The organism is Pseudomonas sp. PDM16, from assembly GCF_014851865.1.
In the GTDB taxonomy this organism is placed as follows: Bacteria; Pseudomonadota; Gammaproteobacteria; order Pseudomonadales; family Pseudomonadaceae; genus Aquipseudomonas.
On record NZ_JACVAM010000002.1, the window covers coordinates 140,804 to 154,874 of the forward strand.

At 62.4% G+C, this 14,071-nt stretch carries 16 protein-coding genes; 11 read left to right on the top strand and 5 right to left on the bottom strand.

Annotated features, from left to right (window positions below; genetic code table 11):
* Positions 1-12: 12 nt before the first annotated feature.
* On the bottom strand, positions 13-2,868 hold the full coding sequence (rapA, locus tag IB234_RS07070; RefSeq protein ID WP_192315910.1) for an RNA polymerase-associated protein RapA: 2,856 nt from the start codon (positions 2,866-2,868) through the stop codon (positions 13-15).
* A gap of 166 nt (positions 2,869-3,034) precedes the next feature.
* Between rapA and IB234_RS07075 the strand changes: the two genes are divergently transcribed.
* The 6 genes from IB234_RS07075 to IB234_RS07095 all read left to right on the top strand — a co-directional run bounded on the left by IB234_RS07075 (position 3,035) and on the right by IB234_RS07095 (position 6,035).
* Positions 3,035-3,334: an aspartate-semialdehyde dehydrogenase gene (locus IB234_RS07075; protein ID WP_192315912.1), complete on the top strand. Its 300-nt coding sequence runs from the start codon at positions 3,035-3,037 to the stop codon at positions 3,332-3,334.
* Between the two features lie 5 nt (positions 3,335-3,339).
* Positions 3,340-3,936, top strand: coding sequence for an alpha-ketoglutarate-dependent dioxygenase AlkB family protein (locus IB234_RS07080; protein WP_192315914.1), 597 nt, complete (start codon positions 3,340-3,342; stop codon positions 3,934-3,936).
* Positions 3,937-3,938: 2 nt separating this feature from the next.
* Positions 3,939-4,091, top strand: coding sequence for a hypothetical protein (locus IB234_RS07085; RefSeq protein ID WP_192315916.1), 153 nt, complete (start codon positions 3,939-3,941; stop codon positions 4,089-4,091).
* A 144-nt stretch (positions 4,092-4,235) separates the two neighbouring features.
* A complete protein-coding gene (ccoM, locus tag IB234_RS24115) occupies positions 4,236-4,367 on the top strand; it encodes a cytochrome c oxidase subunit CcoM (RefSeq protein WP_263864186.1) in 132 nt (43 codons plus the stop codon).
* 177 nt (positions 4,368-4,544) lie between these two features.
* Positions 4,545-5,675 carry a GNAT family N-acetyltransferase gene (locus tag IB234_RS07090; protein WP_192315918.1) on the top strand — a complete coding sequence of 377 codons (1,131 nt, stop codon included), beginning with the start codon at positions 4,545-4,547 and terminating at the stop codon, positions 5,673-5,675.
* 36 nt (positions 5,676-5,711) lie between these two features.
* Positions 5,712-6,035 (top strand): low molecular weight protein tyrosine phosphatase family protein, encoded by a 324-nt coding sequence (locus tag IB234_RS07095; protein WP_192315920.1) that lies wholly within the window; start codon positions 5,712-5,714, stop codon positions 6,033-6,035.
* Positions 6,036-6,188: 153 nt separating this feature from the next.
* On the opposite strand, the gene IB234_RS07100 is transcribed toward IB234_RS07095, so the two are convergent.
* The 3 genes from IB234_RS07100 to IB234_RS07110 are packed head-to-tail and all read right to left on the bottom strand — an operon-like array spanning position 6,189 to position 8,501.
* On the bottom strand, positions 6,189-6,743 hold the full coding sequence (locus IB234_RS07100) for a peptidylprolyl isomerase (protein WP_192315922.1): 555 nt from the start codon (positions 6,741-6,743) through the stop codon (positions 6,189-6,191).
* The gene (locus IB234_RS07105; RefSeq protein WP_192315924.1) at positions 6,737-7,564 is read right to left on the bottom strand and encodes an alpha/beta fold hydrolase; all 828 of its coding nucleotides are present in this window, start codon (positions 7,562-7,564) and stop codon (positions 6,737-6,739) included. Before IB234_RS07105 ends, IB234_RS07100 begins: the two co-directional genes overlap by 7 nt.
* A 10-nt stretch (positions 7,565-7,574) precedes the next feature.
* A complete protein-coding gene (locus IB234_RS07110) occupies positions 7,575-8,501 on the bottom strand; it encodes a LysR family transcriptional regulator (protein ID WP_192315926.1) in 927 nt (308 codons plus the stop codon).
* Positions 8,502-8,551: 50 nt separating this feature from the next.
* Between IB234_RS07110 and IB234_RS07115 the strand changes: the two genes are divergently transcribed.
* Both IB234_RS07115 and IB234_RS07120 read left to right on the top strand, forming a co-directional pair.
* Positions 8,552-8,866 carry a 3-phosphoglycerate kinase gene (locus IB234_RS07115; protein WP_192315928.1) on the top strand — a complete coding sequence of 105 codons (315 nt, stop codon included), beginning with the start codon at positions 8,552-8,554 and terminating at the stop codon, positions 8,864-8,866.
* A gap of 130 nt (positions 8,867-8,996) precedes the next feature.
* The gene (locus IB234_RS07120; protein ID WP_192315930.1) at positions 8,997-9,596 is read left to right on the top strand and encodes an FMN-dependent NADH-azoreductase; all 600 of its coding nucleotides are present in this window, start codon (positions 8,997-8,999) and stop codon (positions 9,594-9,596) included.
* A 127-nt stretch (positions 9,597-9,723) separates the two neighbouring features.
* Here the strand turns inward: IB234_RS07120 and IB234_RS07125 are convergent, their stop codons facing one another.
* Positions 9,724-10,518: a LysE family translocator gene (locus IB234_RS07125; protein WP_225580446.1), complete on the bottom strand. Its 795-nt coding sequence runs from the start codon at positions 10,516-10,518 to the stop codon at positions 9,724-9,726.
* 216 nt (positions 10,519-10,734) lie between these two features.
* Between IB234_RS07125 and IB234_RS07130 the strand changes: the two genes are divergently transcribed.
* The 3 genes from IB234_RS07130 (at position 10,735) to IB234_RS07140 (ending at position 14,061) form a co-directional block, all read left to right on the top strand.
* Positions 10,735-11,859, top strand: coding sequence for a beta-ketoacyl-ACP synthase III (locus IB234_RS07130; RefSeq protein WP_192315932.1), 1,125 nt, complete (start codon positions 10,735-10,737; stop codon positions 11,857-11,859).
* 362 nt (positions 11,860-12,221) lie between these two features.
* Positions 12,222-13,529 carry an OprO/OprP family phosphate-selective porin gene (locus tag IB234_RS07135; RefSeq protein ID WP_192315935.1) on the top strand — a complete coding sequence of 436 codons (1,308 nt, stop codon included), beginning with the start codon at positions 12,222-12,224 and terminating at the stop codon, positions 13,527-13,529.
* Between the two features lie 190 nt (positions 13,530-13,719).
* Positions 13,720-14,061: a tryptophan synthase subunit beta gene (locus tag IB234_RS07140; protein ID WP_192315937.1), complete on the top strand. Its 342-nt coding sequence runs from the start codon at positions 13,720-13,722 to the stop codon at positions 14,059-14,061.
* Positions 14,062-14,071 lie beyond the last annotated feature (10 nt).

The following is a 14,071-nucleotide window of genomic DNA, read 5'->3' on the forward strand; positions in this document are numbered from 1 at the left end:
ACCGTCGAGGGTTCAGCCGGCCACCAGTACCCGAATCGCCTCCAGACGCAGGGCGGCTTTGTCGAGGAAGCTCAGACCGCTCTCGCGCTGCTTGCGCAAGGCCTCGATCTCGGCTGGGCGTACGGTCGGGTTGACCGCCTGCAGGGCGGTCATGCGCGCGATCTCTTCGTCCAGGGTGGCGGTGAAGCGCTGGCGTGCCTCGTTCACCCGATCGCTGTGGCGCGGCGCTATCTTCGCCTCGGCGGCGTTGATCTGCTTGGCCAGCACGTCGCGCTGGGCCTGCACGAACTTGTTGGCACTGGCGCGCGGCACGGCTTCCAGCTGGTCGTTGAGGGTGTCGAAGGCGACCTTGGTGGCAAGATCGTTGCCGTTGGGGTCGAGCAGGCTGCGCAGGGCTACCGGAGGCAGGAAGCGGCTCAGTTGCAGGGCCTTGGGCGCCACTACCTCGCTGACATAGAGCAGTTCGAGCAACACGGTACCGGGTTTCAGCGCCTTGTTCTTGATCAGCGCCACTGCGGTGTTGCCCATCGAGCCAGACAGCACCAGGTCCATGCCGCCCTGCACCATGGGGTGCTCCCAAGTGAGGAACTGCATGTCCTCGCGGGCCAGGGCCTGGTTGCGGTCGTAGGTGATGGTCACGCCTTCGTCGTCGCCCAGCGGGAAACTGGCGTCCAGCATCTTCTCGCTCGGGCGCAGCACCAGGGCGTTCTCGGAGTGGTCCTCGCTGTCGATGCCGTAGGCGTCGAACAGTTCTTCCATGTAGATCGGCAGGGCGAACTGGTCGTCCTGCTCATGGATGTCCTCGACCAGTTGCTGACCGTTGCCGGCACCACCGGAGTTGAGCTCCAACAGGCGGTCGCGGCCGCTGTGCAGCTCGCCCTCCAGGCGCTCGCGCTCGTTCTTGGCCTCGCTCAGCAGGGCCTGCCAAACGCTGTCGTCAGTGTCCTCCAGCAGTGGCAGCAGGCGCGGGCCGAACTGGTGCTGCAGGGCGTTACCGGTCGGGCAGGTATTGAGGAAGGCGTTCAGCGCCTGGTGGTACCACTGGAACAGGCACTCCTGCGGGCTGTTCTCCAGGTACGGCACGTGCAACTGGATGACGTGTTTCTGGCCGATGCGGTCAAGGCGGCCGATGCGTTGCTCGAGCAGGTCCGGGTGGGCTGGCAGGTCGAACAGCACCAGGTGGTGGCTGAACTGGAAGTTGCGGCCTTCACTGCCGATTTCCGAGCAGATCAGCACCTGGGCGCCGAATTCTTCGTCGGCGAAGTAGGCGGCGGCGCGGTCGCGCTCGAGGATGTTCATGCCCTCGTGGAACACCGTGGCTGGGATGCCGGAGCGCACGCGCAGGGCGTCTTCCAGGTCCATCGCGGTTTCGGCGTGGGCGCAGATCACCAGCACCTTCACGCGCTTGAGCATCTTCAGGGTGTCGATCAGCCAGTCCACGCGCGGGTCGAATTTCCACCAGCGCGTCTCTTCGCTGCTGTCCTGTGCCTGGTAGCTGACTTCCGGATAGAGGTCGGCGTGCTCGCCCACCGGTAGCTCCATGTACTCCACCGGGTTGGCCAGCGGGTAGGGATGCAGTTCTCGCTCGGGGAAGCCTTGCACGGCCGCACGGGTGTTGCGGAACAGCAGGCGACCGGTGCCGTGGCGGTCGAGCAGCTCGCGGATCAGCCGTGCCGCGGCGTCGCTGTCACCATCGGCGACGGCGGCCAGCAGAGCCTCGCCCTCGTTGCCGAGGAAGCCACTGATGGTGGTATGGGCCTTTTCCGACAGGCGGCCCTCGTCAAGCAGTTCCTGCACCGCTTCGGCGATCGGTTTGTAGTTGGCGCTCTCGGCACGGAAGGCTTCCAGATCATGGAAACGATCCGGGTCGAGCAGACGCAGGCGGGCGAAGTGGCTTTCCAGGCCCAGCTGTTCCGGGGTGGCGGTGAGCAGCAGTACGCCGGGGATGACCTCGGCCAGTTGCTCGACCAGGCGGTATTCGTCGCTGGCCTTTTCCGGGTGCCACACCAGGTGGTGGGCCTCGTCGACCACCAACAAGTCCCAGCCGGCGGCGAACGCGGCGTTCTGCGCCTTCTCGCTGTCCTTCAGCCATTCCAGGGAGACCAGCGCCAGTTGGGTGTCCTCGAACGGGTTGTCGGCATCGCTCTCGGCGAAGCGCTCGGCGTCGAACAGCGCGACCTGCAGGTTGAAGCGGCGGCGCATCTCCACCAGCCACTGATGCTGCAGGTTCTCCGGGACCAGGATCAGCACCCGGCTGGCACGCCCGGAGAGCAGCTGGCGGTGGATTACCAGGCCGGCTTCGATGGTTTTGCCCAGGCCCACTTCGTCGGCCAGCAGAACGCGCGGGGCCATGCGGTCGGCGACTTCGCGGGCAATGTGCAGCTGGTGGGCGATTGGCTGGGCGCGGGCGCCGCCCAGGCCCCACAGGCTGGACTGTAGCAGGCGGCTCTGGTGCTCCAGGGTGTGGTAGCGCAGGGCGAACCAGTTCAGCGGGTCGATCTGCCCGGCGAACAGGCGGTCGCTGGCCAGGCGGAACTGGATGAAGTTGGACAGCTGGGTTTCCGGCAGGCTGTAGGGCGCGTGCTGGGCGTCGAAGCCGTGATAGACCAGCAGGCCATCGATATCCTCGACTTCCTGCACGGTCAGCTTCCAGCCCTCGAAATGGGTGATCTCGTCACCTGGGGCGAAGCGCACGCGGGTCAACGGGGCGTTGCGCAGAGAGTATTGACGGGTCTCGCCGGTCGCCGGGTAGAGCACGGTGAGCAGACGGCCATCGGAAGTGAGGATGGTGCCCAGGCCGAGTTCCGCCTCGCTGTCGCTGATCCAGCGTTGCCCCGGTTGGTACTGCACAATGCCACTACTTGCCATGAAATGCCCCAGCTGCGAAAAAAGCCGCGTATGTTAGCGGAACGCCGCGTCGAGGGCGACGCCCGCTGCTGAATCTATGGTTTATCGCCCTGTCGAAAGTGTAGCGAGCGCCGGTTCAAGTTGAATGCCGTCCGGCCGACAGCAGAACTAAACACGGAGAGCACCGATGCTGCCGCCCATCCCCCACAGTTTGGTCCCGGTCACCGCCCAGCAGGACGTGATGAAGCCGCGCCCGGACATTCCTCCGGTGACGCCGACCAACGAGAGCGCCAATGAGAGCGAGGTGGGCCTAGACAAGCGGCACCCGCAGGAGGCCGAGGAGCTGCTGCGCGAGGAGCAGCGCCGGCGCCAGCGCCGTGGCTACACCCCGGAGGAATTGGCCGAGCTGGAAGCTCACAACCCCGAGGAAGAGAAGCTGCTGGAAGAGCTGCCGCGTCAGGGGCTTTGGGTAGACGTGGAGGTCTGACCCGCGTGGACCTGTTCGATTCCCAGGCGCTGGAGCTACCCGGCGCCGAACTGGATTTCCGCCCACACTGGCTGGATGTCGCTACCGCCGACGAATGGTTTCAGAGATTGGCTGCGGAAACGCCTTGGGAGCAGCCGGAGCTGCTGATCCACGGCCAGCGTTTTCCGGTGCCGCGCCTGCTGGCATGGTATGGCGACCCCGAGGCGAGCTACCGATACTCCGGCCTGTTGCACCAGCCGTTGCCCTGGACGTCGTTGCTGGTCGAGATCCGCGCGCGGGTGGAGGAAGCGGCCGGCCAGCCGCTCAACGGCGTGCTGCTCAACTTCTACCGCGATGGTAATGATTCGATGGGGTGGCACAGTGACGACGAGCCTGAGCTTGGCCCGAACCCGCTGGTCGCCTCGCTCAATCTTGGCGGGCCGCGCCGTTTCGACCTGCGACGCAAGGGCGGCGGGCGTATCGAGCATTCTTTGCAACTGGATAGCGGTTCGCTGCTGGTCATGGCCGGCGCAACGCAGCATCATTGGCAACATCAGGTGGCAAAAAACCGCAAGCCGGTGGCGCCACGCATCAACCTTACTTTTCGCCTGATCCGGTCCTGACCATGAGCGACGACAAGCTGATCGATTTCGGTGCTGAGCGCAGCAAGCGCATCCACGACCTGCACGACAAGAAACTGGACGACATGCGCCAGGCCTTCGAGCAGGCCATGCCGCTCAAGGGCAAGAGCAAATCCAAGCCCAAGAAGAAGCGCTGAGCTCCGTTGCGCGCTACCTCCCATCGGCCTGCGGCACCCTGCCGCGGAGCTCACCTCACCGGACATTGATCCGGATCAATTCCCTCCGCCACGCCTCCTCTAATCTGAGCCCATCAAGACACGGCACAGCACAAGGAGGCAGCCATGTTCCTCGATACAGTGGTTCTCGCCGGTATCGGCACAGTCGCTCTGATGTTTGTCTTCTTCGGCGGTTTCGGTCTCTTCATCTGGAAGGATTCTCACAAGAAAGCCAAGGCAGCAGCCAAGGCCGAGTGATCCTTCCGAAACAGTGCACGCAAGGCATTTAGGGCGACTTCGGTCGCCCATTTTTTTGTTCGCTTTTTTCTTTCGAGACGGGCCTCTGTCTGCTTGCCGAGCCATGGCCAGGGCCGATCTCTATCCTTTCCCCGGTGTACCTTGTCTTTTCTAGCTGCCAGCAGCCAGACTGACGGCATGCCTCTTCTTACTCTATCTCGCATCGCGGATGTCGCCCCGACTGTCTGGGATGATCTCTTGCCAGAGCCGCAGCCGTTTGTGCGCCATGCCTTCCTCTCGACGCTGGAGGACAGTGGCTGTATCGGTGATGGCACCGGCTGGCGGGCGTCGCACCGGCTGTTGTGTGACGGCGACGGTGCTGTACTGGCGGCGATGCCGGCCTACCTCAAACAGCACTCCTTTGGTGAGTACGTCTTCGACATGGGCTGGGCCGACGCCTGCCAGCGCGCCGGCATCGCCTACTATCCCAAGCTGCTCGGCGCGGTGCCTTTCAGCCCGGTAACCGGCCCACGCCTGCTCGGTGACTCTCGGCATGCGCGCGTGCTGCTCGATGACATCGTCCAGAGCCTGAGCGGCGAGGGACTCTCCGGGCTGCATGTCAACTTTCTGCGTAGCGAGGACGATGTGTTCTTCGAAGGACACGGCGATTGGTTGCCGCGTCTGGATTGTCAGTACCACTGGCGCAATCGTGGCTATCGGGATTTTCAGGATTTCCTCGACGCGTTGAGTTCCCGCAAGCGCAAGCAATTGCGCAAGGAGCGCGACCAGGTGGCGGGCCATGGCATCGAGTTCGACTGGCAGTTCGGTCATGAACTGAGCGAGGCGGCCTGGGACTTCGTCTACGCCTGTTACGCCAGCACTTATTATGTGCGGCGTCGCTCGCCCTATCTGACGCGTGATTTCTTCAGCCTATTGGCGGAGCGCATGCCCGAGATGATCCGTGTAGTCATCGCGCGCCAGGGAGATCGTCCGGTCGCGATGGCATTCAGTCTGGTGGCCGGCGACAGCTTTTACGGTCGTTACTGGGGTTGTCTTGGTGACTTCGACCGTCTGCACTTTGAAACCTGCTTTTACCAGGGTATCGAGCGTGCCATTGCCGAGGGGAAGCAGCGTTTCGACGCAGGTGCCCAGGGCGAGCACAAGCTCATCCGGGGCTTCGAACCGGTCATCACTCGTTCATGGCACTACCTGCTTCATCCTGGTTTGCGTTCGGCCGTGGCCGATTTCCTTGCCGAAGAGCGGCCCGGAGTGCTGGCCTATGCCGAGGGTGCGCGAGCGCTGCTGCCCTATCGCCAGGAAGGTACCTGAGGTGTACAAGCCTCTGCTTTCGGTGCCATCGCTATCATGATGCGAGCCTTGTTCATCTGCAGTCGAAATCGTCTGCGTAGTCCTACCGCCGAGCATGTTTTCGCTACCTGGCCTGGTGTGGAAAGCGATTCGGCGGGCTTGGCGGCGGATGCTGAAGTGGTCCTTTCCGCCGAGCAGGTGCAATGGGCGGAGCTGATCTTCGTCATGGAGCGCGTCCACCAGCGTCGACTACAGCAGCGCTTTGGCTCATTGCTCAAGGGGCGGCGGGTGATATGCCTGGGGATTCCCGATGACTATCAATACATGCAGCCGGAGCTCGTCGATCTGCTCCAGCGCAAGGTAGGCTGCTACCTGCGCTGAGCCTTGCACCATGGCTCACGTGACCGACCAGGGGCGGTCTGGTGAGGGGAGTGTGTTGACTGACCCGTTGCGGGTGGCGTTTGGGATGCTCGAGTGATCAAGCGGTGATGCGCCCGGCGCAGCGCCTGGGTTAGCTGAGCCGGGCAGATGAGATCAGAGCTTCTTCGCGGTGAGGATCAGTACCGGCTCTACTGGCACATTCTGGTGCATGCCGCGGTTGCCGGTGCGCACCTTGGCGATGCGATCGACCACGTCCATGCCGCGTACCACCTTGCCGAACACCGCGTAGCCGAAGTCGCGGCCGCCGTGATTGAGGAAGTCATTGCTGTTGTGGTTGATGAAGAACTGGCTGGTTGCCGAGTTCACGTCCTGCGTGCGTGCCATGGCGATGGTGCCGCGGTCGTTGAGCAGGCCGTTGTCGGCCTCGTTCTTGATCGGCTTGAAGGTGTCCTTCTCGCGCATGTCGGCATCGAAGCCGCCGCCCTGGACCATGAAGCCGGGGATCACTCGGTGGAACTGGGTGCCGTTGTAGAAGCCGGCATCCACATAACCGAGAAAGTTCTGGGTGCTGATTGGCGCCTTCTCGGCGTTCAGCTCCAACTCGATATCGCCGTAGCTGGTGGTCAGCAGCACGTGGGGGTTCTCGGCGGCTAGCAGGCTGGTGCTCAGCAGCAGGCCGCAGACAGAGAGGAGGAGTTGCTTCAGCATGATTGTGGGTCCTTGTTGATGTGTTGCGGTTTAGAGTGTTGGACCTGGGTGAGGAAGTCATCCAGGACACTGTTGAATCGTTCGGGCTGGTCCATCGGCGTGGCATGACGCGAGCGTTCGATCACCACCAAGCGGGCATTGGGCAGCTCGCGCACGTAAGCCTCCTTGAGGGCCACCGGTGTGTAGTCACGGTCGGCGGAGATCACCAGGGTGGGGCAGGTGATGGTCGAAAGACGTTCACGCACGCTCCAGCCGATGATCGCATCTAGGCTGGACAGGTAAGCGCGCTTGTCGTTTTGTGGCCAACGCTGTTCCACCTTGGCTCGCAGCTCGGCCTGCTCCGGACGAGGGAACAGCACGCGCCCCAGCCCCTTGGCGATGGCGTCCATGCTCAGCAGGCGTGACAGGCTCCAGCGTTTGGCCAGCATCCACCAATCGGCCGGACTTCTTGCCTTCACCTCGGGGCCGCTGTTGACGATGGTCAGGCTGCGCAGCAACTCGGGGTGGTCCACGCCCAGCTGGAACCCGACCATGCCCCCCATCGAAATGCCCACCAGATGCACGGGCGGCAGCTGCAGGTGTTTGATCAGGGCGGCCACGTCGTCAGCGAAGCCGGCCATGCTGTAGCGTTCGCGCGGCTTGCCGGAGCGGCCGTGACCGCGCAGGTCGATGGCCAACACACGGCGTTGCTTCAGCAGGTGCGGAATCTGGTATTCCCAGTCCTGGATGCTGGAGCCGAGCCCGTGCACCAGCAGCACGGGATCTCCCTGGCCTCGGTCCTCATAGTGCAACTGGCAGCCCAGGTGTTCGAAGTAGGACATGGCGTGGCCCTCAGCTGCTCGACAACGGCGCGGCGAACGGCGCTTCCAGCGCCGCGCCGTCGAAGTTCTTGATCAGCTCGATGAGTATCTGGGTGGCAGGGCCGAGGACCTTGTCCTTGTTGCTGTAGAGGAAGAAGCGCGGACGCCGGGTGCCACCCTGCTCCATCTGCAGCGGCTTGAGCAGGCCTTCCTCCAGCTCGCGAGCGATCAGATGGTGTGGCAGCCAGGCGAAGCCCAGTCCGCTGCTGACGAAGGTGCGGGCGGTGGGCAGGCTGCCGACCGTCCAGCGTTGCTCTGCGCCCAGCCAGCCGGCATCACGCGGCTGCACGCGACCGCTGTCGCGGGTCACCACCTGCATCTGGCCCTCCAGGTCCTGGAAGGTGATGGGGCGCTGCAGGCGATGTAGTGGGTGTTCCGGATGAGCCACGGCGAGGAATTCCACCTCGCCCAGCTCGATGGGCAGGTAGCCGGTGATGTTGAGGGCGCTGATGGCCAGGTCGGCGGAGCCCTCGGTGAGCACCTCCTCGACACCGGACAGCACCTCTTCACGCAGGCGTACACGGCAGCCGCGACTCTGCGGCATGAAGGCCGAAAGGGTACGCACGATACTGGCAGTGGGGTAGGCGGCGTCCACTACCAGGCGAACCTCGGCCTCCCAGCCCTGCTCCATATGGTGGGCAAGCTCCTCCAACTGGCTGGCTTGCTTGACCAGCTGCCGCGAACGACGCAGCAGTACTTCGCCGGCATCGGTGAGCACCGCCTTGCGCCCGTCGATGCGCAGCAGCGGTGCGCCCAACTGTTCCTGCATCCGTGCCACCGTGTAGCTCACCGAGGATTGCGAACGGTGCAGGGCCTCGGCCGCCTGGGCGAAGCCACCGTGATCCACGACTGCCTGCAGAGTGCGCCATTGATCCAGCGTGACACGGGGCGCTTTCATCGCCGCTTCCTCTTCTCTAATCTGGGCACCCCCTGATAAGGAGAGTGCCGATGAAAAACTGCTGCTTGGCTCTGCTCGCGATGCTACCGCTGACCGCCGTTGCCTACCCGATCGAAATCGAGAAAAAGCTGAATGGCGCGGACATTTCTGCCACCAGCCAGCAGGTGGATCGCAATATCGGCGCCGTGATGCTTTACAACTACGGCACCGTTCCGGCCAAGTGTTCGGCGGCGTTTCGCAGCGGTCCGGAGGCCCCCCGCACTCGCAAGGCGGACGTCAAACCCGGCGAAACTGCCAACCTCACCGTGAAATTTGCGCGCGACATCATCAAGCTGCGGGTGGAGGTCACTTGCGAGCAGGTATGAGCCTAGAGTCCGCCTCACTATAAATCAACTTTATTGATAGTTTTAAGCGGAAAGCTGCGCTTTTTTATCTTATTGGCTGACCATAACCTTCACTCCATCGAAGCCAAACAACCCCGATGGAGTTAGCCAAATGTCCCGTGTCCTCGTTATCGAAAGCAGTGCTCGCCAAGAAGGTTCCGTATCCCGCCAACTGACCGCCGATTTCATCGGCCAGTGGCAGGCTGCCCATCCGCAGGATGAAGTAAATATCCGCGATCTGGCCAAGCAGCCGGTTCCGCACCTGGATGAAACCCTGCTTGCCGGTTGGATGAAGCCTGCCGACCAGCAGAACGACGTGGAGAAGGCAGCCGCCGCTCGCTCGAACCTGCTGACCGACGAGCTGCTGGCTGCAGACGTGCTGGTACTGGCCGCGCCGATGTACAACTTTGCTATCCCCAGCACTCTCAAGGCCTGGTTGGACCACGTACTCCGCGCCGGTGTCACCTTCAAGTACACCGAGACCGGTCCGCAAGGTCTGCTTGGTGGCAAACGCGCCTATGTGCTGACTGCCCGCGGTGGCATCTATGCCGGCAGCGGCCTGGATCATCAGGAGCCTTACCTGCGCCAGGCATTGGCTTTCATCGGCATCCATGACGTGCAATTCATCCATGCCGAAGGCCTGAACATGGGCGCCGAATTCCAGGAGCAGGGGCTCGCCAAGGCTCGTGAACTGCTGGCCCAGGTCGCCTGATTGAAGGAGAGTACTTGCCGGAGCGTCTCCGCATGGCCCCTCAAGGGCAGCGGAGGTGCTCCGTTCGTTGCCATTTGCGGTACATGAATGGCCGCTATCGAATCTTGTCGGTCGTGGCGACGGCCAGTCAGATCCTGTCTGCCAGTGCCAACCTGACGCCCAGCGCGGTGAACAGGCCGCCGATACCCCGTTTCAACCAGAGCCCTGCACTGTTGCCCACTTGCAGGCGTCGTCTGGCGAAGTCGGCGAACAGCGCGAGCAGATGACACCAGAGAATGCCGTTGACGTTGAAGATGGCGCCCAGCATGAGAAACGACAACGCCTTGTGCTCGGCGTCCGGGCTGATGAACTGCGGGACGAAGGCGAGGAAGAACAGTGCCACCTTCGGATTCAGCACGTTAGTCAGGAAACCCTGCGCGAATATCCGGCCATATGGCTGAGCGGGCAGATTGGCCGACTCGTTTTCCCCCTCGGCGGCCTTTTTTGTCAGCAGCATGCTGATGCCGATGTACAGCAGGTAGGCGGCGCCAATCAGCTTGATGATCATGAATGCGGTCGCTGAAGTGGCCAGTAGTGCGGACATGCCCAGCGCGGCCGCGATAACGTGTACGCAGGTGCCGGCTCCGATACCCATGGCAGCTGCCGAGCCTGCACGCCAGCCCTGGGTGGCGCTGCGAGTCATGACCAGTAAGGAGTCGGGGCCCGGCGCCATGTTCAGCAGCAGGCCGGAAAGGACGAACAAGGCTAGATCGTGAGTGCCGAGCATGGTGGACTCCGGGCGGTGGAGGCTCGGATTCTCATCGTTCCCGAGTATTCGGTCAAAAAACGAGAGTGCCGGTGACGTCCCTTCGATGCGGCACAATGCCGCTGTTTCAGCGACAATCGCCGCTCCTCGATGTGTCTTTCCGGCGAAATCGCGCATCTCCTGCCATGGATGAACGCGCCGCCGCCAGTCCGGTTCGCTTCGCCATGGAAGCATCACCGGGGCCGGCTATGGCAAACTTCATTTTTTGCAGCGCCGTGCGTCACTGCCTGGCTCCTTCATGCGCCGCTGCCCAGAATTCGCGACCGGCTCGCTGCCGGAGCACTCTTACAAGCCAGCCGCTTCGGGCGGCATCTAGAAGAAGAGGAACGTCCCGTGCACAAAGCCGTTATCAGTGGCACTGGCCTGTATACCCCCGCCAACAGCATCTCCAACGAAGAGCTGGTGGCCTCGTTCAACGCGTACGTCCAACAATTCAACGCCGATAATGCTGCCTCCATAGCGCGTGGAGAGACAGAGGCTCTGAGCGAATCCAGCGTGGCCTTCATCGAGAAAGCGTCGGGTATCAAGAGCCGCTATGTGATGGACAAGGCCGGTATCCTCGATCCGCAACGCATGACTCCGCGCCTGCCGCAACGCAGCAACGAAGACTGGGGAATCCTCTGCGAGATGGGCGTTGCAGCCGCCAAGCAGGCGTTAGAGCGAGCTGGTCGCACCGTTGCCGATATCGATGGGGTGATCGTCGCCTGCTCGAACCTGGAGCGCGCCTATCCAGCGGTGGCCATCGAAGTACAGGCCGCGCTGGGCATCGACGGTTGGGGCTACGACATGAACGTGGCCTGTTCCTCCGCCACCTTTGGCATCCAGGCCGCCAACAATGCCATCGCTACCGGCCAGGCGCGCGCGGTGCTGATGGTCAATCCGGAGATCTGCACTGGCCACCTGAATTTCCGTGACCGCGATAGCCACTTCATCTTCGGCGATGGCGCCACTGCGGTCGTCATCGAGCGCGCCGACCAGGCCACCTCCAAGCACCAGTGGGATATCGTCGGCACCAAGCTGCTGACCCAGTTTTCCAACAACATTCGCAACAACTTCGGCTTCCTCAACCGCGCAGCGGAAGAGGGCATCGGTGCCAAGGACAAGCTGTTCGTCCAGGAAGGTCGCAAGGTCTTCAGGGATGTCTGCCCGATGGTGGCCGACCTGATCGGTGCTCACCTGGCCGAGAATCAGTTGAACGTCGGAGATGTGAAACGCTTCTGGCTGCACCAGGCCAACCTCAACATGAACCTGCTGATCGCTCGCAAGCTGTTGGGCCGTGATGCCGAGCCGCATGAGGCGCCGGTTATCCTCGACACCTACGCCAACACCAGTTCGGCCGGCTCGGTGATTGCCTTCCACAAGAACCAGGATGACCTGCCGGCAGGCAGCCTCGGCGTACTCAGTTCGTTCGGTGCGGGTTACTCCATCGGTAGTGTGATCCTGCGCAAGAAGGGTTGATACCTGCCAGGAGGGGGCTGCATGACCACAGTGTGGGTGGCAGCCCCTTTGCATTATCGCGTTCCGCAGCGACCGCTGAACGCTTCCAGCACTGCAGCAATTCTCTCCTTTGCTCGGCTGCCTACTCGGCCGAACCGTATTGCCTTTGCGTTCGGCTCACGCGAGCTTCCGCCTCTCGTATAGCAGGACGTTTCGTTCAGCAGCTGGCCAACTCCTTATCGCTAAAGGAAATTGAATTAGTTCCGCTGTCATCGAATTTTCATATAACGGCAACTGGGCTGAAATAACCCCCCGCCAAGATTCCCCCCCAACGCAGGGCCCGATGCCCAGTGTTTTCCAAAGACCAATAGGGGAATCTTTCGATGAAGCACTTCGCCGGTTTTGCTGCCAGCGCCCTGGCTCTGGCCATCTCCGCCCAGGCTTTCGCCGGAACCGTCACTACTGACGGCGCCGACCTCGTGATCAAGACCAAAGGTGGTCTGGAAGTAGGCACCACCGACAAGGAATTCAGCTTCAAGCTGGGCGGCCGTATCCAGGCTGACTACAGCCGCTTCGACGGTTTCTACACCAAGAATGGCGACACCGCCGACGCCGGTTACTTCCGTCGTGCATTCGTGGAGCTGGGTGGCGTCCTGTACAAGGATTGGGCCTACCAGATCAACTACGACCTCTCGCAGAACTCCGGTGGCGACAACCGCAAGGAAGACGGTTACTTCGACGAGGCCTCTCTGGCCTACAACGGCTTCTCGCCGCTGTCCATCAAGGTCGGCCGTTTCGATCCGGAATTCGGTCTGGAAAAGGCCACCAGCTCCAAGTGGGTAACCGCTCAAGAGCGTACCGCTGCGTATGACCTGATCGACTGGACCAACGGCCACAACGGTGGTCTGGGCATCCAGCTGTCGGGCAGCGCTGCTGATTCCTTCTACGGTTCCGTTGGCGTGTTCTCGAAAGATGCCACCAACGCTGCCGAAGACGGCGACAGCACCACCCAGTTCAACCTGCGTGGCGTGTTTGCCCCGATGCACGAGGCCGGCAACGTCCTGCACTTTGGCGTCAACCTCGCCCAGCGCGATCTGTCCGACACCGCTTTCGACGGTCGTATCCGTAGCCGTCTGGGTATGCGCGGTGTCAGCACCGACGGTGGTCAGGATGCTGGCGACAACGGTAACCGTCTGACTCTGGCGGGTGCTGAAGTCACCCCGGCCGGCGCCTTCGGCGACGATACCGCCTGGGGCGTGGAAGCCGCCTGGGCCATGGGTCCGTTCTCCCTGCAGGGTGAATACGTTTCCCGCACCCTGGAAGCTGACAGCAGCGCTTATGACGACATCGATGCCGACGGTTACTACGTCCAGGCTGCCTATACCCTCACCGGTGAGGCTCGTGGCTACAAGCTCGGCAAGTTCGACGCGGTCAAACCGTCCAACAAGCAGATCGGTGCCTGGGAAGTCTTCTACCGCTATGACCACCTGAGCGCAGAAGATGACAACGGCAGCTTCGCCTCCCGTGATGACGTCGAAGGCAAGGTTCACAACCTCGGTGTGAACTGGTACGCCAACGAAGCCGTGAAGATCAGCGGTGTTTACGTGAAGGCCAAGGTCGACAACGCCACCAACAGCAATGGCGACGACGACGGCGACGGTTTCGTGGTTCGCGCTCAGTACGTGTTCTAACAAGCAGTTCCACTCGCTCCTTCTGCGCCCCGCACACGCGGGGCTTTTTTTGCCCGGGCGAAAGAGGCTTCATGTTTCTCCGAGGCGCGCTCGCTGCGTCACCGCTACAAGCTGCTAGCATCCAGCAGCAGGGGCGTGCTCCACGGAGTACGCCATGGTCCGACGGACGTTTCGTGCTTGGAGGAACGATATGGTTTACGTGCAGAGGGATACCGAGGGCCGCCTGCTGAGGGTGGAGCACGAGCCGTTCGATGGGATGACGGAAACACTGGCGGTCGAGAGTGCGGAGCTGCACAACTGGCTGACCGCCCGTGAAGAGGTCCGCGAGCGTCTGGCCCGCTTGCAGGAGTCCGATCTAGAACTGGTTCGGGTGCTGGAGGATGTCGTTGGTCTCTTGGTCGAGAAGGGGGTGATCCGCTATACCGATCTGCCCGAGGCGGCAAGGCGGAAACTGGACCAGCGGGCCGTTACCCGGGCCGAGATCGAAGGCCTCAGCGGGCTGCTGGGCGATGAGGACACTCGCCTGATCTGAGCTGTCCAGT

What these genes read in the sequence shown, in the direction of transcription:
- rapA (WP_192315910.1), bottom strand. Translation starts at nt 2,868, where the DNA reads ATGGCAAGTAGTGGCATTGTGCAGTACCAACCGGGGCAACGCTGGATC.
- IB234_RS07075 (WP_192315912.1), top strand. Translation starts at nt 3,035, where the DNA reads ATGCTGCCGCCCATCCCCCACAGTTTGGTCCCGGTCACCGCCCAGCAG.
- IB234_RS07085 (WP_192315916.1), top strand. Translation starts at nt 3,939, where the DNA reads ATGAGCGACGACAAGCTGATCGATTTCGGTGCTGAGCGCAGCAAGCGC.
- ccoM (WP_263864186.1), top strand. Translation starts at nt 4,236, where the DNA reads ATGTTCCTCGATACAGTGGTTCTCGCCGGTATCGGCACAGTCGCTCTG.
- IB234_RS07090 (WP_192315918.1), top strand. Translation starts at nt 4,545, where the DNA reads ATGCCTCTTCTTACTCTATCTCGCATCGCGGATGTCGCCCCGACTGTC.
- IB234_RS07095 (WP_192315920.1), top strand. Translation starts at nt 5,712, where the DNA reads ATGATGCGAGCCTTGTTCATCTGCAGTCGAAATCGTCTGCGTAGTCCT.
- IB234_RS07100 (WP_192315922.1), bottom strand. Translation starts at nt 6,743, where the DNA reads ATGCTGAAGCAACTCCTCCTCTCTGTCTGCGGCCTGCTGCTGAGCACC.
- IB234_RS07105 (WP_192315924.1), bottom strand. Translation starts at nt 7,564, where the DNA reads ATGTCCTACTTCGAACACCTGGGCTGCCAGTTGCACTATGAGGACCGA.
- IB234_RS07110 (WP_192315926.1), bottom strand. Translation starts at nt 8,501, where the DNA reads ATGAAAGCGCCCCGTGTCACGCTGGATCAATGGCGCACTCTGCAGGCA.
- IB234_RS07115 (WP_192315928.1), top strand. Translation starts at nt 8,552, where the DNA reads ATGAAAAACTGCTGCTTGGCTCTGCTCGCGATGCTACCGCTGACCGCC.
- IB234_RS07120 (WP_192315930.1), top strand. Translation starts at nt 8,997, where the DNA reads ATGTCCCGTGTCCTCGTTATCGAAAGCAGTGCTCGCCAAGAAGGTTCC.
- IB234_RS07125 (WP_225580446.1), bottom strand. Translation starts at nt 10,518, where the DNA reads ATGCGCGATTTCGCCGGAAAGACACATCGAGGAGCGGCGATTGTCGCT.
- IB234_RS07135 (WP_192315935.1), top strand. Translation starts at nt 12,222, where the DNA reads ATGAAGCACTTCGCCGGTTTTGCTGCCAGCGCCCTGGCTCTGGCCATC.
- IB234_RS07140 (WP_192315937.1), top strand. Translation starts at nt 13,720, where the DNA reads ATGGTTTACGTGCAGAGGGATACCGAGGGCCGCCTGCTGAGGGTGGAG.